The sequence below is a fragment of the Marinobacter sp. MMG032 genome, from assembly GCF_040112695.1.
Taxonomy (GTDB): domain Bacteria; phylum Pseudomonadota; class Gammaproteobacteria; order Pseudomonadales; family Oleiphilaceae; genus Marinobacter; species Marinobacter salsuginis.
In genome coordinates this window covers 355,277-372,719 of sequence record NZ_CP157802.1, presented here as the reverse complement: position 1 = coordinate 372,719, position 17,443 = coordinate 355,277, and the positions used below count along the sequence as shown (strand labels likewise).

17 protein-coding genes are annotated in these 17,443 nt (G+C 57.9%); 9 read left to right on the top strand and 8 right to left on the bottom strand.

Annotation, left to right across the window (positions count from 1 at the left end; translation table 11 throughout):
* Window positions 1–24 precede the first annotated feature (24 nt).
* A complete protein-coding gene (gene ligA / locus ABNF92_RS01720) occupies window positions 25–2,061 on the top strand; it encodes an NAD-dependent DNA ligase LigA (RefSeq protein ID WP_069185073.1) in 2,037 nt (678 codons plus the stop codon).
* Between the two features lie 143 nt (window positions 2,062–2,204).
* A complete protein-coding gene (locus ABNF92_RS01715) occupies window positions 2,205–4,955 on the top strand; it encodes a hypothetical protein (RefSeq protein WP_349343273.1) in 2,751 nt (916 codons plus the stop codon).
* 13 nt (window positions 4,956–4,968) lie between these two features.
* Here ABNF92_RS01715 and ABNF92_RS01710 read toward each other — a convergent pair whose 3' ends face one another.
* The 3 genes from ABNF92_RS01710 to ABNF92_RS01700 all read right to left on the bottom strand — a co-directional run bounded on the left by ABNF92_RS01710 (window position 4,969) and on the right by ABNF92_RS01700 (window position 8,135).
* Entirely contained in the window at window positions 4,969–5,601 is a 633-nt protein-coding gene (locus tag ABNF92_RS01710; protein ID WP_349343272.1) for a CBS domain-containing protein, read from the bottom strand.
* A 73-nt stretch (window positions 5,602–5,674) separates the two neighbouring features.
* On the bottom strand, window positions 5,675–7,558 hold the full coding sequence (mnmC, locus tag ABNF92_RS01705; protein WP_349343271.1) for a bifunctional tRNA (5-methylaminomethyl-2-thiouridine)(34)-methyltransferase MnmD/FAD-dependent 5-carboxymethylaminomethyl-2-thiouridine(34) oxidoreductase MnmC: 1,884 nt from the start codon (window positions 7,556–7,558) through the stop codon (window positions 5,675–5,677).
* Window positions 7,559–7,562: 4 nt separating this feature from the next.
* Complete coding sequence (locus ABNF92_RS01700; protein ID WP_349344050.1) at window positions 7,563–8,135, bottom strand: peptidylprolyl isomerase; 573 nt, start codon at window positions 8,133–8,135, stop codon at window positions 7,563–7,565.
* 266 nt (window positions 8,136–8,401) lie between these two features.
* Between ABNF92_RS01700 and ABNF92_RS01695 the strand changes: the two genes are divergently transcribed.
* Window positions 8,402–9,151 carry a pilus assembly protein PilB gene (locus ABNF92_RS01695; RefSeq protein ID WP_349343270.1) on the top strand — a complete coding sequence of 250 codons (750 nt, stop codon included), beginning with the start codon at window positions 8,402–8,404 and terminating at the stop codon, window positions 9,149–9,151.
* A 30-nt stretch (window positions 9,152–9,181) separates the two neighbouring features.
* Here the strand turns inward: ABNF92_RS01695 and ABNF92_RS01690 are convergent, their stop codons facing one another.
* The 3 genes from ABNF92_RS01690 to flgA form a co-directional block, all read right to left on the bottom strand.
* A complete protein-coding gene (locus ABNF92_RS01690; RefSeq protein WP_349343269.1) occupies window positions 9,182–9,652 on the bottom strand; it encodes a flagellar protein FlgN in 471 nt (156 codons plus the stop codon).
* Window positions 9,653–9,659: 7 nt separating this feature from the next.
* Entirely contained in the window at window positions 9,660–9,986 is a 327-nt protein-coding gene (gene flgM, locus ABNF92_RS01685; RefSeq protein WP_069185021.1) for a flagellar biosynthesis anti-sigma factor FlgM, read from the bottom strand.
* A 176-nt stretch (window positions 9,987–10,162) separates the two neighbouring features.
* Complete coding sequence (gene flgA / locus ABNF92_RS01680) at window positions 10,163–10,864, bottom strand: flagellar basal body P-ring formation chaperone FlgA (RefSeq protein ID WP_349343268.1); 702 nt, start codon at window positions 10,862–10,864, stop codon at window positions 10,163–10,165.
* 188 nt (window positions 10,865–11,052) lie between these two features.
* On the opposite strand from flgA, the gene ABNF92_RS01675 reads away from it, so the two are divergent.
* The 6 genes from ABNF92_RS01675 (at window position 11,053) to ABNF92_RS01650 (ending at window position 16,057) form a co-directional block, all read left to right on the top strand.
* Window positions 11,053–11,982, top strand: a complete 930-nt coding sequence (locus ABNF92_RS01675) for a chemotaxis protein CheV (RefSeq protein WP_222464376.1) — start codon at window positions 11,053–11,055, stop codon at window positions 11,980–11,982.
* A 37-nt stretch (window positions 11,983–12,019) separates the two neighbouring features.
* The gene (locus ABNF92_RS01670; RefSeq protein WP_069185024.1) at window positions 12,020–12,847 is read left to right on the top strand and encodes a protein-glutamate O-methyltransferase CheR; all 828 of its coding nucleotides are present in this window, start codon (window positions 12,020–12,022) and stop codon (window positions 12,845–12,847) included.
* A 2-nt stretch (window positions 12,848–12,849) separates the two neighbouring features.
* Window positions 12,850–14,046 carry an MFS transporter gene (locus tag ABNF92_RS01665; RefSeq protein WP_349343267.1) on the top strand — a complete coding sequence of 399 codons (1,197 nt, stop codon included), beginning with the start codon at window positions 12,850–12,852 and terminating at the stop codon, window positions 14,044–14,046.
* Entirely contained in the window at window positions 14,046–14,663 is a 618-nt protein-coding gene (locus tag ABNF92_RS01660) for a flavin reductase family protein (protein ID WP_349343266.1), read from the top strand. The genes ABNF92_RS01665 and ABNF92_RS01660 overlap by 1 nt, the downstream gene beginning before the upstream one ends.
* Window positions 14,664–14,681: 18 nt before the next feature.
* Window positions 14,682–15,581, top strand: coding sequence for a LysR family transcriptional regulator (locus ABNF92_RS01655; protein ID WP_069185027.1), 900 nt, complete (start codon window positions 14,682–14,684; stop codon window positions 15,579–15,581).
* Window positions 15,582–15,691: 110 nt separating this feature from the next.
* Window positions 15,692–16,057, top strand: coding sequence for a hypothetical protein (locus ABNF92_RS01650; RefSeq protein WP_349343265.1), 366 nt, complete (start codon window positions 15,692–15,694; stop codon window positions 16,055–16,057).
* A 28-nt stretch (window positions 16,058–16,085) separates the two neighbouring features.
* On the opposite strand, the gene ABNF92_RS01645 is transcribed toward ABNF92_RS01650, so the two are convergent.
* The gene (locus ABNF92_RS01645; RefSeq protein ID WP_349343264.1) at window positions 16,086–16,745 is read right to left on the bottom strand and encodes a cupin domain-containing protein; all 660 of its coding nucleotides are present in this window, start codon (window positions 16,743–16,745) and stop codon (window positions 16,086–16,088) included.
* Window positions 16,746–16,811: 66 nt separating this feature from the next.
* Complete coding sequence (locus ABNF92_RS01640) at window positions 16,812–17,342, bottom strand: isochorismatase family protein (protein ID WP_349343263.1); 531 nt, start codon at window positions 17,340–17,342, stop codon at window positions 16,812–16,814.
* Window positions 17,343–17,443: the final 101 nt, after the last annotated feature.

The following is a 17,443-nucleotide window of genomic DNA, read 5'->3' as shown; positions in this document are numbered from 1 at the left end:
TTTGAGAAACGAGAGTGCCAGTCCATGAGCAAAGCCACGCCCGATATTACCCAGCGTGTAGAAGAACTCCGTTCGGTTATTGATGATCACAACTACCGGTATTACGTGCTGGACGACCCCCGTATTCCCGATGCGGAATACGACAGGCTGTTCCGTGAGCTGCAGACCCTGGAAGCCGATTATCCGGAGCTGGCCTCAGATACCTCGCCCACCCGGCGAGTTGGCAGTGCCGCGGAAACCAGTTTTGAGGAGGTGGTTCACCGGCTGCCTATGCTGTCGCTCGACAACGCCTTCAATGAGGATGAACTGCGGGAATTCGATCGGAGGGTGAGGGACCGGCTGGGCATCAGCGAAGATGTGGAATACGTGTGCGAACCCAAACTCGATGGGCTGGCGGTCAGTCTGCACTACGAGAATGGCGCCCTCACCACTGCCGCCACCCGGGGTGATGGTTACTCCGGAGAGGACATCACCGCCAATATCCGAACGATTCCTTCGGTGCCATTGAAGCTGCGGGGCGAAGATGTGCCGGATCTTGTAGAGATCCGTGGCGAAGTTTACATGCCCAAGGACGGTTTCGAGCAACTGAATCGTCGACTGGCCGAGCGCGGGGAGAAAACCTTCGTAAACCCCCGGAACGCGGCGGCTGGCAGTCTCAGGCAGAAAAAGTCCACGGTCACGGCGAAGCGTCCGCTGGAAATGTGCGCCTACAGTGTTGCCGTGACGGACGAGAGCCTGTTGCCCGATACCCAGTGGGATGGCCTCCAGCGCGTTCAGAGTTGGGGTTTCCGGATCAATCCCGAGATGCGCAAGGCGAAAGGCGTGGAGGAGTGCCTTGAGGCCTACAGCGAGCTAATGGCCAAGCGGGACACGCTGCCATATGAAATTGACGGCATAGTGTTCAAGGTGAACCGCCTTGACCAGCAAAATGCCCTGGGTTTTGTCTCCAGGGCGCCGCGCTGGGCGATTGCCCACAAGTTCCCGGCGCAGGAAGAGCTCACCGTTATTGAGGATGTGGAGTTCCAGGTGGGTCGAACGGGAGCCGTTACCCCGGTGGCCCGTCTCAAGCCTGTGTTTGTCGGTGGCGTGACCGTCAGCAACGCCACTCTCCACAACATGGACGAAATCCGCCGGCTCGATGTTCGCATCGGCGATACCGTGTTTATCCGTCGCGCCGGTGATGTGATACCTCAGGTGGTCAAGGTGGTTCCCGAAAAGCGTCCCTCGGGCGCCAGGGAAGTGGAATTGCCCGCCCATTGCCCGGTCTGCGATTCCGACGTTATCCAGATTGAAGGGGAAGCGGTAGCCCGATGCTCTGGCGGCCTGTTCTGTCCGGCCCAGCGCAAAGAAGCCATCCGTCACTATGCTTCCCGGAAAGCCCTGGACATTGAAGGGCTGGGTGACAAATGGATCGACATCATGGTTGATCAGGGCATGGTAAAAACCGTGGCCGACCTTTATCACCTGACCACCGATGATCTGGTCAAACTTGAGCGGATGGGGGAGAAGTCGGCCGCCAACCTGGTCGCTGCCATCGATAAAGCCAGAAAACCCGTTCTATGGCGTTTTCTATACGCGCTTGGGATTCGCGAGGTGGGGGAGGCCACCGCCAAGGGCCTGGCTTCGCACTTCGGGACTCTCGAGGCCATTGCCGCCGCCGATGAAGAAAGCCTGCAGTCAGTTCCCGATGTCGGGCCGATTGTCGCTGGTCATATCCGCAGCTTCTTCGAACAGACCCATAACCGGGAAACCCTGGATGCCCTGCGGGACGCCGGCGTGGAATGGCAGGAAGAGCAGATCCAGAAAGGGGACAAGCCCCTGAAGGGCCAGACTTGGGTGCTGACGGGCACGCTCTCAGGAATGACTCGCGACGAAGCCAAAGAAAAGCTGGAGTCTCTGGGAGCCAAGGTGGCCGGAAGCGTCTCCAAAAAGACCGCCTGCGTGGTAGCGGGCGAGGCCGCGGGTTCCAAGCTGGCGAAGGCCGAACAGTTGGAGGTTCCTGTCCTGGATGAGGCGGGCCTGGTTGCTCTGCTGCAGGAGCATGGCGTGGATGCGGGCTAACCGAATCTGAGAACTCGCGCAGATCCCCTGCGTAACAAATTGGCTACCATGGCGTTGTTCTGTAACGGTGTGTAAACCGCCCGGTGTTTCTGCTTCACCCGGCGGTCGCTACCACAATAACAACGATTGAAACGGATTTTTCCATGGGCGCCGATTTTTACTCCCGCATTCATCCCGTTCGCCAACTTGTCTTTCTGGCCCTGCTTTCGCTCGGGCTCTCTGGCTGCAAGACGGAAAAAGATCCCGATCAGCCCACCATTCTCGGCGTGCCCCCGGTGTTTGCCTATCTCGGCGTTGAGTACTCCTACAACTTCGGGGCTTACGGTGGCGAGGACATCCTTGACTATTCCCTGACCAACGCGCCGTCCTGGCTGGCGCTCGAAGACACCAGTAACAAAGCCCGGCAGGGCATCATAATGCGTGGCGTTCCTGGGCTTACAGGTGGTAGCAGGGGAGAGGCAGACCTGGGCAAAACTGAAGATATCAACCTCGTAACAACCGATGGCCGCATGGCGGGCGCCCAACCGTTTGATATCGATGTCAAATACAACGTGATGTCCCTGGATGCCGAGCCGTTCACGGAGGGCGAAAGCCCGGAGATTCCGGCAAGCAATCGGGAACAATGCGCCTTGCCGGATCTGGAGACCGGCGGTGAGCACAGTTTTACAATTAATCTCTACAACGACGACGGCTCGGTCTCCGGCACCAAAGATCTGACACTTCCGACGCGCCGCGTTTTCGTCAAGGTAATTCTCGATCAACCGTCGGTTACCCGGGTTGCGGTCGCCTTTGAGCTGCTGTCTGATTATGACGCCTCCAGCTGCGACGTCGGATTCTCGCCTCCACACCAGAATTGCGATTACAGTGCCTCCAACGCTGGTGATGCCATTCTGGGCAAGGACATCGTTGGATTGGGCAGTAACAGTCCGGTGCCGCTGGACGAAACCGGTGAGAATGAACTCGACTACATCGATTATGAGCTCGATGAGCAGGGCTTCTATACCCGGGGTGTCATCACCCTTGAGCCCGGTATTACCGAGTGTTATCTGCCGCTGGAAGTGGTCGAGGACAGTTTTGCTGAGCCGGTTGAATCCCTCAGGCTGGCTCTCACAGAAGTGCGCTCCGGTCTGGCGGGCCTCGGAAGCGGTAACGGTGGCGTCGTCACCAATCTTTCGATTCAGGATAACGAGCCTGTCCTGTCCCTCGAAACGGTAAAAGGTGGGGGCAGGGATACCCAGAACGTGGGTGATGTGCGCGAGTATGTTGCCACGCTTTCCGGCGATAGAGACCGGGATATTTTTGCCAAACTCAGCCATACCGAAGACTCTACGGCGAGGCTTGATTCCGAGTTCGTTATCGAGCGGCTGGAAGGCGGTAACTGGGTTGAGAACGACGAGCTGGTTTTCCCTGAGGGAACCGACGCAGTGCCATTCCGGATCCGGGTGTCCGCGGGCAGCTACGCCAATCCGGCCTTCAGTGACCGATTCATATTGCTTGGTATCAATGAGAGCTTTCAGGCTGGCCGCGAGGACTACGCCCGGGCTGCATCTGACAACCTGCTCCGGATCAGCCTCAACGAGCTGACAACGCCCCTCGCGCTGAGCGGCGGTAATGGCTTTGTTGCCACGGATATTACCATGGGGCACGACGGCAGGCTGTTTGTCGCAGGCTTCGACACTGAGGATAACAATAGGGTACTGGTGCGGATTTTCGACCAGCGCGGTGCCCAGTTACAGCAGGTGGCCGTTTCCTCTGCCGGCGATAGTCTGATTTCGCCAGATCCGGTCATTAACGTGGTACAGCGTAAGGTGACCGAGGGTGGCACCAGAGTAGACCGATTCGAATTTGTCGTCGCGTACAGCACCGATCAACCGGTCGCGGGCACCACCGCACTCGGTGGCAAGGATGTTGTAACCTCCCTGTACTGGTTTGATTCCGCCTCCAACGGTGGCGAATACGTTCCAACCTGGACGACCCGGACCGGGACGGATGCCGACGATCAGGTGCGCTGGGCCGGAATCAACCGGGACACCGGCTATGTGGTGTTGGCAGGGGAAACCGATGGTGTTTTTGATCAGCAGCAGGCAGCGGGCGGCACGGACAGCTTTTTGCAGCGTATTGATACGGAGCTGGACGGCAATACCCAGCAGCCTGCGGTGGCCTGGACCCGCCAGGTGGGGTCGGCTGCCGATGACAGCGTCGCCGGCGGCAGTATCGAGTCTATCAGCCCGGGGTTATTTGGTTCCGCGGCGGGCTCTGTTGAAGGCGTTCCGGTAATAGGAGGCATTGATGCATTCTTCTACACCGCGTCCAGTGCAACCAGCGAACTCAGTGTCAAACAGGTGGGCACTGCCGGGGATGAACCGGTATCCAATGGGCTGTTCCAGGGCAGCACGCTCTGGCTGATAGGCGCCAGTGACGGGGCGTACTCTGTGCTGGAGCAGGAAGAAGAGGACCCTGAATTGGAGCGGGAGCCGCTTTCCAGTACGGCAGGGTTCCTTCTGGGTTACTCCTCCTCAGGCCTCGTGAGTCGTGCCTTTTCCCTGAATGATGAGAACGACCAGGCTACTGAAACACTTCAAGGCCTGACCGGTTTCGATGGTGACTTGGTTGTTGCAGGGTCCACGGACGGAGATTTTGCCAGTGAAGGCGTTGTGTCGGGTATGGAGCAGGGCATCGTTGCCCGGGTATCGCTGGTTCCGGAAGCGGAGACTGAGGGTGAAGACACCGGGTTCAGAAACGACTGGCGCTATCAGCTTGCCGTGGACAACTCGGAAATCCTCGCTCTGACGAATTACCGGGAGGATGAGATCGTCGCGCTCAGCAGAACCGGCAGTGACTGGTACGTGCTCCTGTTCAGCCCCGAGGGTCAGCTGTTGACGCCACTGAACTAGCTGGCCGGGGGCGCTAAACTGTCCCCTCGTGTCGCCCAGAGCTGGCGTATAGCTTGAGGTAGTCTGTACTGGTTACGATGCCAGCGGCTGCGCCACTGGCGTCTACCACCAGTGCGGCATTGAGCTGATGGGCCAGCATCAGCCTGGCGAGTTGGTGGGCATCGGTTTCGGGAGAGGCCGTCAGAAAGGCGGGAAGCTCAATGTGAACCAGGCTCTGGGTCATGGCATTGGCGTCGTGTTCGTGCAGCCAACCAAGGAGCCAGCGCAGATCAACAAGGCCAGCCACGTTGTTTTCCGCCATGATCACCAGGTGATGAACCTGATGCTCATCCATCTCTGACAGCGCTTCGGAAATGGTTGCTGAAGCCTGCACCGAGTAAAGTGCCGGTGATGAAATACGGGATACGGGTAGGTAAGCGCGGTCTTCGCGACGCTCGCCGGCTGCCGCTGCCCCATATTCCTCCAAAGCCTTGTACCGACCAGCATTAGCCGCCTGCTGAAACTCTGCGTCTGTTGCTTCGCTCCTGCCGGGATTGATCGCCTTGGTTTCTGCCAGCTCCGTGACATCGCCCACGGGCCTTGCCCGGAATGTCTCCGGTAGCCGGGTGCCGACCGGTCGGCCGGGTTCGCTGACATAAATGGACATGGGCTCTCTCCGTGACTATGCCACTCTTTCCACGGTTAACGGCAGTCTGACCGGAAACTTCAGAGGTAGTTTATTACGAAACCGCCATATCAGTCTGGTACAGACGCCGTGTTTCCAGCCGTCTGATAAGGTTCGCCGGGAGGCAGGCAGGCTGCCCGGTCAGTTGGTCCGCCAGATACTCGGCCAGCAGCGGAGCGTAGGTCAGGCCTTTGCTGCCGAGGCCGGTGAAGAGAAAGAGACCATCCAGAGAAGCGCTTTCGCCATCGAATACCGGGCCGGCGACGGGCTGGTAATCGTGTGTGGTGCATCGAAAGGCGACCCGCCCGTCCAGATCCGCGCCACCGGGTTTTTCGCTTGTGGAAGAAAACAGGGACGGCAGCATTGAGCCGAGTTCCTGCATGTTTTCGTTATGGCTTTCGATCGTCGGCAACGGGTTGTTATCGCGAAGATCAAAGGTGGCTCCGGTCACAGCGATCTCACCGAGCGTCGGATTCAGGTACCGGTTACCACAGATAACGGCCTTGGGGCTGATAATGGCTGGTGCCGGAAGGTGTGAAACCTGGCCCCGTATTGCTTTCAGGCGAAAGCGTCCTTCTGTCGGAATGAGTTCCGGGCTGAGATGACCCGAGCAGATGGCCACGCGGTCGGCCACGATGGGCGATCCGTCTTCCATGGATATGTGCCATTGCCCGTTGCAGGGCCGGAGCCCGCTAACGGTGGCACCTAACGCGGTCGATATCAGCGGGTGGTCAGCCAGTGCTTTGCACAGGTTTCCCGGCTCCAGCCAGCCACTGCCGGGAAACCAGAGACCGCCTGTTTGCGTCGGAACGCCGGCAAGTTCGCTGGCCTGAGCCCGGTTCGCCGGCCATAGAATATCCCCGGGGTATTCGTTGCGATCGAGAAATTTCGCCTGTCGGGCCTCTTCCTGGGGGCTGTGGGCCAATTGCAGCAGCCCAGTCGGATGCCAGTACTGGTTGCGCCAGTTGTTGTAAAAGCGCTGGGCAAAGGTCAGGGCTGTGAGGGCCAGTTCGGTCTGGTCGTTGAACTCAACTCCCAGCTTTACGTAAAGAGCGCCCTGGGCGTTTCCGGACGCGCCATTTCCCGGCCCATGGGAATCAACGAGTGTGACGGGCAAACCCCGCTCTGCAAGGTTTCGTGCCAGCGTACAGCCTGCAATGCCCGCTCCAATGATGGCGATGGTCCCGTGTTGTTCGGGTTCAGCCAGGGCCGACGCCTCAAGCACTCCCTTCAGCATTTCCCGCTTGCGGCCGTACCCTGAGGTTTTCTCCATATGGAATCCGGCCTCGAGGAAAGCCCGACGGATCCGACCGACGGAAGTGAAGGTAGCCAGCGTTGTGCCCGGCTTGCTATGGGCGCGAACCAGGCGGATGGTGTTCTCCAGCCACATGTCCGGATTGCGGGCCGGAGCAAAGCCGTCCAGAAACCAGGCGTCGGCTTTAAAATCCAGGGCTTCCCAGGCGTCATTGATGTCGCCGAAAAACAGCGTCAGTCGAACCCGCCCACCGTCAAGAACCAGTCGGTGAACCCCTCGCACCAGAGGTGGGTAATGCAGAAGCAGTTCGTCAGCGAGCACCTTTAACTCGGGCCACAAAGCGAGGGCACGAGTCAGGTCTTCCCGAGTGAGTGGGAAGCGTTCCACCGAGACAAAATGCAGGGTAGCAGCATGGGTTGGCGCATGGTGGCGCCAGGCCTGCCAGGCTGCCAGAAAGTTCAGGCCGGTTCCGAAGCCGCTTTCGGCAATAGCAAAGCTCCCGCCCCGGGGAATCTGCGAGAAGCGCTCCGGCAACTGGTTATGCTGCAGAAAAACGTGGCGGGTTTCCTCCAGGCCGTTGTCCCGGCTGAAGTAAACATCGCCAAACCGCTTTGATTCCGGGATCCCGTCGTGCCAGACCAGTTCAGCTGGCTCGATCGCAGGGGGCTGAAATGGCCGGTTCACGGTGTCAGCCTTCGGATTCAACCACGGTGACGGTTTCGATGGTCACAGGTTCCACCGGCACGTCGGCCATGCCCTGTTTCCGGGTGGTCTGTTTGCGGGCGATGGCATCGACAACACCCATGCCCTGGGTAACCTTGCCAAAAACCGCATAGCCCGGGCCGCGGACCCCGGCATTCAGAAACCCGTTGTCCGTGAGATTGATGAAGAACTGTGACGTTGCAGAATCGGGCGCACTGGTTCGCGCCATGGCAATGGTTCCACGAAGGTTCGGCAGGGTTTTTGTGGCTTCATTGCGGATCGGGGCGCGGGTCGATTTCCGGGACAGCTCCTCGGTAAACCCGCCGCCCTGGATCATGAATCCAGGGATAACGCGATGGAAAATGGTGCCGTCGAAGAAACCTTCCCGGGCGTACTGCAGGAAATTGGCAACCGTATCCGGGGCGACATCCGGTCGCAGCTGGAGCTCGATCACGCCCTCGCTGGTCACCATGCGAACCATTGGCAGTGGCTCGTTGGCGGGCTGCTCATTGGTCTGGGCCATTGCCCAGGAGGCCGGCACCAGCAAGGCGAGAGCCATCAGCAGTACGGGTGTCACAGTTTTCAGGGGTTTTACCAAGTTTGTCATTTGCAACCGCTCTCTTTGTTATGCGCAGGCGTTTTAGCTGCGACAATTCAGCGAATTCTGTTATCAGGTGCCAGATCTTACCAGAAGGGGATGGTAAAACGATGACTGTATCCACGCACATTGCGTTGTGATCGTCTAACATTCCGGGTATCGGAAATCATGGATCACATTAGCCGGGCCGGGTTGTACGGTTTTCACTGTTCAAAAGGAGACACTGGGTGAGAATCCGTCAGGGATTTGAAGAAAAGTCACGCCTCGGGCGGCTGCTTGTTAATCGCGGCTACCTGTCCGAGAAACAACTGGATGAGGGCCTGAAGCTCCAGCGCGAAACCGGACAGCGCCTGGGTGAGGTGTTCATCCAGGCCGGCTGGATCAGCGAAAAAGAACTTCACCGGGTCCTCAAGCACCAGTCCCGGTATCGCAACGCTGCGGCGCTCGTCACAGCGGTAACGCTGCCATTCCAGCCCCTGGTCACCTTTGCGGCGAGCAATTCGGCCGAAGCGTCCCAGGCATCGCTGGAGGCTGGTGAATTGTATGAGCGCGGTAATCTCGCTCCATTGAGCGAGACTGAGCTGGCGGCCGTCTCAGGTCAGGGAGACCCGAACCTGCTGGAGCGTATCGGTATTGTACGCGATATGGTTGAGAATCCGGCGGGTGACGGCGAACAGGGCGCAGACGGATCCCCAGATGTTATCGAGGGGCTGAAACTTACCGCCAATATTTTTGTACCGGTCCTCAACTTTCTCGACTCGGACCTGACCATTTCCGGTGTCCACTACCGCGACGGGGAGCCTCGCTATCGGATTAGGGATGATGGCGCCTTGATGCTTGCGTTCCCCGAGCGCATCGAGGAAATCCGCATGGACAATATCCGGGTCAGCGGTAGCCAGGGTGCCTCAATGGGTAACGTAAGTATCCACGACATCCGCTTCCATCCGGACTCCCAGATGACAATCTATACCCGATGAAGTAAAAAGCGTTGCTTGCCAGGGCCCTGCTCAGGCGCTGGCAAGCACTGTGCTGCTGGAAACTGTGGTCTGCTGGCCCTGGGCACCGTACAGCTTTTGCTGACCGGTGGCGCCACGGAAGATGTCGGTAAGCCGGGACAGGCGTTTTTGCAGATGGCTGATCACCCGACCGTTGGTCTGGTTCAGCGTCTGACAGGCCCGGAGTTTCTGATCCGCTTCCTGCCAGAGCTGGAACAGCTCAGAAAAGCCGGCGCTACGGATAAAACGGGAAGGCTCGCCACTTTCCGGGCGGTATCCCATCTGGACCAATGTCCGGATTTTCTGTTTGGCGCGTTCGCGAACGGCACCCAGAAGCTCGTTTTTCTCTTTGGTCAGAGTTTCCAGCTGGCGGAGGTCCGAACTGGCAAGGCATGTCTTTTCTTTGTCGAGAATGTCAGCCAGCGTCTCTAGCTGACTGACATCCTGAGAAAGAAGGGTCTCCAGATCATCGATTGCGGCCATGGTTTACTCACCCGAAAATGCTTTCATCCATCTCAAGCATTTTCTGGGCCAGTTTCTCGGCGTCAATCTTGTAGGTTCCGTTCTCCAGGGCGGAGCGGATCTGTTCGATGCGGTCGTCATCCATTTCCGGATAATCGCCCAGCTTCTGTTCAAGTTGTTTGAGATTCTTGGCCTGATTACTCAGGCTGACGTTCTCGCCACGGGCACCCTGGGCCTGGGTTTTCGCCTGTTCGTTGGTCGCCGGCTGGGTGTTCTGGGTGCCTGCGCTCTTATCGGCCGTGGTTCTCTGGGTGTTGACCTGGCCGGGGCCAATTCCATTTAAGTCAACTGACATATCTGTACCTGCTTGCCTGTCGCGCCACGTGAATGCAGCGCTTACTCGAGTTTATGTCTTCTTAACGGCGGCGCCGCGAAAACCTTTAGTAATTTTCAGTAGTTTTTTCGTCTGTTTTTTTCTACCGGGTTTCCGGCAGGGATTTGCCGCACCGGCAAGCTCATGCCGAGCCGGCCTTACATCGGGATTTCGACATGTCCCGGCGCAACAACGCTGGCCTTGATCGTGCGGGAGGATCGCAGATTCTCAACCAGAACCTGTTCGCCAATCCCTGCGCTGGCAAGCGCCTTCCCGCGAGAACGCACTGAGAATCCGCCCGTTTTGGCGGTGATGATAACATGGTCGCCCCGTTCCACGGCATTTGGCGCAGAGAGCATATCCGGCGTAACGAGCGAGCCTGCGTTGACCGACCGCCGTACTTCCATGCCAATGGCCTGTTGCGCATCGGTAATGACGCCGCGCCGGGAGGCATTGATTTCAACGGACTGCTTGGTCAGGAGGCCTTCGGTTACCCGTTCTCCCCGTGTCAGCGGTCTTGCCGCCACAAGGGCCGGCCCGTGGATGGAAACGGAAGCCGTCACAAACATCCGCCAGGGCCTTGATCCTGCGCAGGCCACCTGCATTGAAGGGCTGGTGCTTTTCCAGGGATCTCCACTGAATTCGACACTTAAGGGCTTCTCGCATTCCGCGAGTGCAAGTCGGTCGTCGATGGAGCCCGGTTCAAAGGATACCGTATAGCCTTCTGCAGCCTGTTCTGTGGCGAAGCCGTCAAGAAATTCCAGGGTCGCCTGGCGAATCTGTTCAGCGGTTGTGTCAGCCAGCAGCGGGGCGCTCAAGCAAGACATTAGCAGTATCAGAACGAATTTCGTGGTGCGCATACGTAGCAGTTTGTCCTATGCTGTCAACAACAAGGCAGAAAAGCCCGAATCAGGCTAAGGATTCGATGGCAGTGGCCGTTAAACGGGCTAATCCGCCGCTGATATGACGGTTTTCCGTCAATCACGCTATTATTCAGTGACCAGCAAGATATATGCCGTTGTAATTCCGGCAGGCCAGGAGAATCGAAATGGCAGGGGTATTGGACAGTGTTAACCAGCGAACCCAGTTGGTGGGGCAGAATCGCCTGGAGCTCCTTCTTTTCCGCTTAAGGGGGAGGCAGATCTATGGGATCAACGTCTTCAAGGTGAAAGAAGTACTGCAGTGTCCGAAACTGTCGTCACTGCCAAACAGTCGGCCTGTTGTTCGTGGCGTCGCCCACAGCCGCGGTGAGACCATCCCCATCATTGACCTGAGCATGGCCATTGGCTTGCCCGGCATTCCTCAGGAAGAGCTGGCTACCAGCTTTGTCATCATTACCGAGTACAATCGCAAGACACAGGGTTTCCTGGTCACCGGCGTCGACCGGATCATGAACATGAACTGGGAGGACATTCTGCCTCCGCCCAAGGGGGCAGGGCGCGATGTGTACCTTACCGCTGTCACCAAGATTGATGATAAGCTGGTCGAAATCATTGATGTAGAGAAGATTCTTGCAGAAGTTTCTCCGCTTGGTGAGGATGTCACCGAGGCGGTTCTGAGCAAGAGTGCCGAGCGCGTCCCGGGGCATCTCCCGGTGCTGGTCGTGGACGACTCCTCAGTGGCCCGCCGGCAGATCGAGCGCTGCCTGACTGCCATCGGGATGGAAGTCATCACAAAGAACGACGGCAAGCAGGCGTTCGAATACCTGAAGGAGGTGACTTCTGACGGTTCAAAGGCGCGGGATCATTTCTCTTTGATTATCTCCGATGTCGAGATGCCGGAAATGGATGGTTATACCCTGGTCACCAAGGTGAAAGGTGACCCGGCCCTTGCAGACATGTTTGTCATGCTCCACACCTCCCTCAGTGGTGTGTTCAATCAGGCGATGGTGAAGAAGGTCGGGGCCGACGACTTTATGGCAAAGTTCAGTCCGGACGAGCTGGCGGAGCGGGTAATGGAGATCATCGACCAGGGTTGATGGCGCCGCTCGAAGATTCACTCAGAACAGAGATCCAATGAAAGCGGAAATAACGCCACAGGAATATGAAGCCTTCAAATCGTTCCTGCAGGATGCCTGTGGGATTTTACTCGGCGAGAACAAACAGTACCTGGTAAAAAGCAGGCTGCGCAGGATTCTCGAAGAGAACAGTCTGAATACCCTGGGTGAACTCCTTGATCGCCTCAAGCGTCCCGGGCGGGGCGGCCTGAAGGAGGTGGTCATCGATGCGATGACCACCAATGAAACCCTGTGGTTCCGCGACAATCACCCTTTCCGGATTCTCCAGGAAAAACTGCTTCCCGAGTTCGCTGAGCGCAAAACCGCCCAACCCCTTCGTATCTGGTCGGCGGCCTGCTCAACAGGTCAGGAACCCTACTCCATCGCCATGATCGTGGAAGAATTCCGGCGTGCGAGGCCCGGGAAGCTTCGCGACGTGAAAATCACGGCCACGGATATCTCCAAAAGCGTTCTGGAAGTCGCCCGCAAGGGTGAATACGAGATGATCGCCATTGGCCGGGGCCTGTCACCGGAGCGACAAAAGCAGTTCTTCACCCCGTCCCTGAATGGCGGCTGGCAAATCAAGCCGCAAATCCGGAGTATGGTGGAGTTCAAGGAATTGAACCTGCTTGAGCGCTACATGCTCGGCAAGTTCGACATCGTGATGTGCCGGAATGTTTTGATCTATTTTTCCGCAGATCTCAAGAAGGACATCCTTACCCGGATGCACGCCACCCTGAATCCCGGCGGCTACCTTGTTCTGGGTGCCTCCGAATCGCTGAACGGTTTGCCTCACCTCTACGAGATGGTGCAGTGCCATCCCGGAATCATCTACAGGAAAAAGTAGCCATGCCCCTTAATGTCTGGGTCCTGGTTGCTGCCCAGGCGCTCGCCATGTGCACCGCGCCTTTTATTGTGTTTATCGGCAGCATCCAGGGACGATTGCTGGCTCCAGCGCCTGAATATGCAACGCTGCCCGTCGGTCTGGTGGTGGTCGGTACTGTACTGGCCATCAAACCGGCAACCTGGTTGATGGAACGCATGGGGCGCAAGCGCGTGATGCTGCTCGGTGCGGTCATGGGCATCCTCGCCGGTTTTCTCGGAGCGTTGGCCTCCTGGTCCGGTCTTTTTTCACTACTGTGTCTGGCGGCTGTGGTTGGTGGTACCGGCCTTGCGGTCGTTCACCAATACCGGTTTGCCGCCATGGAATCCGTGGCACCGGGTATGGCCGGCTCTGCCGCCGCCCGTGTGCTGCTGGGTGGTCTGGTCGCGGCCTGGCTCGGGCCCGAAGTGGCAGGGCTGGGAAGCGGCGCAGCCGAGCGGTATCCGTTTCTGATCAGCTGGGTTGGGCTCGCCGTGGTTCAGGCCGCAGCCCTGTTGATTCTTGGTGCTGGCTACCGGGCCGGTGCTGAGCGAGTACAGGAAACGCGGCCTGGCGGAGGGCGTCCCTTGCGGGAAATTCTCGGCAACCCACTGGTTTGGGCCGCTATCAGTGCGGCCGCCATCGGCTATGCGGTGATGAGTTTCATAATGACAGCAACGCCGCTGAGTATGACCGAGATGGCCGGGCATGAACTGGACGACGCCAAGCGCGTGATCCAGCTTCATATCATGGCCATGTATTTACCCTCGCTGATCAGCGGTTGGCTGACCCGTGTCGTGGGTATACCGCTGATGATGGCTGCGGGATTGCTGGCGTATTTGGGCTGCATTGGCCTCGCGGCCAGTGGCGTGAGTTTTCACCATTATCTTTCAGCGCTCCTGTTACTCGGTGTCGGTTGGAATTTTCTCTTTGTTGGTGGCACAACGTTGCTGCCCCGGGGGTACCGGGATGCCGAACGTTTCCGGGTTCAGGGCCTGAACGACATGATGGTCTTTGGCTCCCAGGCCACCGCCGCCCTGTCTGCCGGCGCTATTCTGAACTGGTTGGGGTGGGGCGGCCTGGTTATGGTTGCAGTGCCATTCCTCATTATTCACGGGTTGTTGATGACTCTGTGGCTGTTGCGTGAACGAGCGCCCGAAGCCGCCGTCAAAGGGAGAGAATAATGCTTATAGATTTCGAGGGTATGGATCCGAAGGACGCCTACCACATCCTGACCCAGACGGTTATCCCCCGACCGGTGGCCTGGGTGCTGAGTGAAAACCCGGACGGCGACTTCAATCTGGCGCCGTTCTCTTTTTTCACGCCTATTACCAGCTATCCACCGCTGCTGATGATTTCGGTTGGTAAAAAGCCGGCGGAGGGTGTTTCCAAGGATACCCGGGTCAACATTGAGGCAAGAAAGCATTTTGTGGTTCACATCGCCCATCGGGATCTCGCCGCCGCCGTTACGGAATCCTCACGAACGCTGCCCCATGGCGAATCGGAGCTCAAAAATCTTGATCTGGAGCTGGTGGATTTCGAGGGTACAGGCTTGCCCCGGCTCAAGGACTGTCACGTCGCCTTTGCCTGCGAGCTTTATGACATCAAGGAAATTGGTGCAGCGCCGCAGTCGCTGGTATTCGGGAAGGTTACCCGGGTCTGGGTATCGGATGCTGCGGCCCGTTACGATGACAAGAATCGTCTGACCTTCGACGGCGCTGCGATTGATCCCATTGGCCGCCTGGGTGGGAGCGAATATGTCACCTTCGGTGAGATTCTCAAAATTCCGCGGCCCTCCTGACGCTGACAGGGCAGATCCATGGAACAGTTGAATCTTCGCCACCTGTATTATTTCTGGGTAATCAGTAGGGAAGGGTCGATCGCGCGCGCCAGCGAGGTCCTGGAGCTGGCTCCGCAGACGCTCAGCGGTCAGTTGGCGACGTTTGAGGCGTCGGTGGGTGGTCGCCTGTTTTCCCGGGAGAGACGCAAGCTTATTCTCACGGACCTTGGCCGGCTGATTCTCGGCTACGCCGATGATATTTTCGCCCTGACTGGCGAGCTTGCTGAGACCCTCCGGCTTGATCCTTCCGAGCGGCCCTTGACCCTGCGCGCCGGCGTATCGGCTTCCATTCACAAATTGATTGCCTATTACCTGCTGCAACCGGCCATGGCAGGTGAGCGCTCCGTTCAGCTGGAATGCCAGACGGGCCGGACCGAGGACCTCGTGCTGAGCCTGAAGCGCAAGGAGCTGGACCTTGTGCTGACTGACCGCATGCCGAAACTGCAAGAAGATGGCAACCTCACAGTGCATCCCCTTTCGGGGTCCAGCATGAGTTTGTATGCCGCACCGAAGCTCGCGAAAAAGCTGAGGAAAGGGTTTCCGGAATCCCTCAATGGGCAGCCGCTGCTGGCCAACGCCACCGACGCCCCTTACTTCGAACGGTTGATGAACTGGTTCTCCCTGAACGGGGTTCGCATGAAACTCGTTGCCCGTGTCGACGATAGCGCCCTGATAAAAGTGTTTGGCAGCCAGGGCTATGGCGTTTTTGCCGCACCTACATCAATCCGTGAGGAGGTGTGTCGTCAGTATGAGGTAGAGCAGATTGCCTCAATCGACGAGGTAATGGATGAGTTGTTTGCCATCACCCGGGGCCGAAAAACCGCCCACGAAGGTGTTCGGGCAATAGTTGAGGCCCATGCTGACAGCAGAGAAGCCTAAGTACATCGAAAATGTCGAAGTTAAAAGCTCACAAAAGCTTATTTTATCGATTCCTGTTCCTGTCCATGATGGAGTTGTGAAAGGCAGCAACCCAAAGAGGAGCAGCAGCTATGAAAACCATCCACAAATTCCGTCTGGAACCGGGCAAAGAGCCGACCACGCTCACGCTCAAAGAGGGTTACAGGGTGGTGCGCAGCGAATACATCGTGCCCCACAAGGCCGTTTACCTTTGGGTAGAGCAGCCCCTGAGCGTTACCACACCGACCCTGGATCGCCAGTTCCGTGTCGCTTTCTCGGGTGAACCCGTGCCGGACAGCTTCGAGTATGTCGACACCGCTCTGGATCCATTTGGCCCTGAGGCGTATCACGTGTTTGCGGTCCCCGCGGACGAAGAGACACTCTTCAGCCCGGTTCAAGAGGGTGCAAGCAACGACGCATTCAGCAGGCACAACTGGCAAAACACAGCGATCTCTTAGCCTTTTCAGGGCCCTCCGGGGCCCTTTTTTAATGCGCTTCGATCGGTAGATGACCGGTTTTTACCCAGATAATCGTTTCCTCGTCCACGAATGGATGATGCTGACTCATATGCGGGCTGCGAATCCAGGTTCCGGCGGGATAGCGCCCATGCTCGTCACAGAATTCTCCGGACAGCACAAAAATTTCCTCACCGCCGAAGTGCCGATGGGGCTGAAAGATCTCCTTGGCCGGCCACTTCACCAGGGCGACGTGCTCGTGCTCGAACTCATGTAGAGGCATTACCTCTAGCCCTCCGATACCCGGGAGCCACGGTGTATTGCGGGTGTCGATGCGCACCGTCGACCGGTCACGCTCATCGAACTGATGAAGTTTGACCAAGAGGGTGCAACCTTCCTTGCTGAATGGGGCGTGTCCGCTGCCGGGCGGATTGCGCAAATAGGTGCCGGCCGGATAATCGCCGGTCTCGTCGGAAAACACGCCTTTCAGCACCAGGATCTCCTCGCCCAAGGGGTGCTCGTGTCGCTGGAAGGAGGCTCCGGGCTCGTATCGGACGACGCTGGTGGCATGCCCACGTTCGGCCTCCTCACGTGCCAGGGGCTTTCTCAGAACACCTCCGGCGGGGCTGGGAACCCACTCCTCCTCGGTGGTGCGAACGACAACCTTCTTGGAAAAGTCCATATTGAGCATTGTGAACCTCGAAACCACCTGTGACTGAAGCGATTGTCTACGATTGCAGCCGCACAGTGGATGCCTTTATTTGATCAGGGACTGGATGTTCCGGAATTGCGGATGCTTGCAATGGCGCATCCACTCGAACGCGACCATTTCAAGCGTTACGATCCTGGCGCCGCTCTCGCTGAGGCGATCCAGCGCTACATCGCGATCAAATTCGTTACGGGACCCGGTCGCATCCGCCACCACCCAGACCTTGTAACCCGCATCAATCAGGCTCAGAGCGGTCTGCATCATACAGACATGGGTCTCGCAACCGCCTATGACAATGTGCTGTCGGCCCTCGGGTAGCTGATCAACAAGACCATCCGGGCAGGCATCAAAATGGTGCTTGGCCAAGGTCGTGTTACACAGTTCCCGAATGGCTTCAACGTTATGCCCAAGCTTGTCAGGCATCTGCTCGGTTCCCAACACAGGAACCTCCATAAGCCCCGCAATGGTGGCCAGAACGATGGACCGGTCCACCACTTCATCACCGTGACTGATGGCGGGCATCAGCTTCTCCTGAACATCGATGAGCAGCAGTGTCGATTGCTCGGCTTTCATCAGCATTTTTATTATCTCCCGATTGCTTTGATGATTCCTGTTCGCATTGTGTTAACGATAGCCCTGAAACTGTTCAACCGGTAAACACAAAACCGCCCAGGCAGTAA

Bases quoted from the DNA above. Each gene is read 5' to 3' on its own strand.
- ABNF92_RS01650 (WP_349343265.1), top strand. From the start codon at position 15,692: ATGAAAACCATCCACAAATTCCGTCTGGAACCGGGCAAAGAGCCGACC.
- ligA (WP_069185073.1), top strand. From the start codon at position 25: ATGAGCAAAGCCACGCCCGATATTACCCAGCGTGTAGAAGAACTCCGT.
- ABNF92_RS01710 (WP_349343272.1), bottom strand. From the start codon at position 5,601: ATGTCCATTTATGTCAGCGAACCCGGCCGACCGGTCGGCACCCGGCTA.
- flgM (WP_069185021.1), bottom strand. From the start codon at position 9,986: ATGTCAGTTGACTTAAATGGAATTGGCCCCGGCCAGGTCAACACCCAG.
- ABNF92_RS01665 (WP_349343267.1), top strand. From the start codon at position 12,850: ATGCCCCTTAATGTCTGGGTCCTGGTTGCTGCCCAGGCGCTCGCCATG.
- ABNF92_RS01675 (WP_222464376.1), top strand. From the start codon at position 11,053: ATGGCAGGGGTATTGGACAGTGTTAACCAGCGAACCCAGTTGGTGGGG.
- ABNF92_RS01715 (WP_349343273.1), top strand. From the start codon at position 2,205: ATGGGCGCCGATTTTTACTCCCGCATTCATCCCGTTCGCCAACTTGTC.
- ABNF92_RS01655 (WP_069185027.1), top strand. From the start codon at position 14,682: ATGGAACAGTTGAATCTTCGCCACCTGTATTATTTCTGGGTAATCAGT.
- ABNF92_RS01660 (WP_349343266.1), top strand. From the start codon at position 14,046: ATGCTTATAGATTTCGAGGGTATGGATCCGAAGGACGCCTACCACATC.
- ABNF92_RS01690 (WP_349343269.1), bottom strand. From the start codon at position 9,652: ATGGCCGCAATCGATGATCTGGAGACCCTTCTTTCTCAGGATGTCAGT.
- ABNF92_RS01670 (WP_069185024.1), top strand. From the start codon at position 12,020: ATGAAAGCGGAAATAACGCCACAGGAATATGAAGCCTTCAAATCGTTC.
- ABNF92_RS01645 (WP_349343264.1), bottom strand. From the start codon at position 16,745: ATGCTCAATATGGACTTTTCCAAGAAGGTTGTCGTTCGCACCACCGAG.
- flgA (WP_349343268.1), bottom strand. From the start codon at position 10,864: ATGCGCACCACGAAATTCGTTCTGATACTGCTAATGTCTTGCTTGAGC.
- ABNF92_RS01700 (WP_349344050.1), bottom strand. From the start codon at position 8,135: ATGGCTCTCGCCTTGCTGGTGCCGGCCTCCTGGGCAATGGCCCAGACC.
- ABNF92_RS01640 (WP_349343263.1), bottom strand. From the start codon at position 17,342: ATGCTGATGAAAGCCGAGCAATCGACACTGCTGCTCATCGATGTTCAG.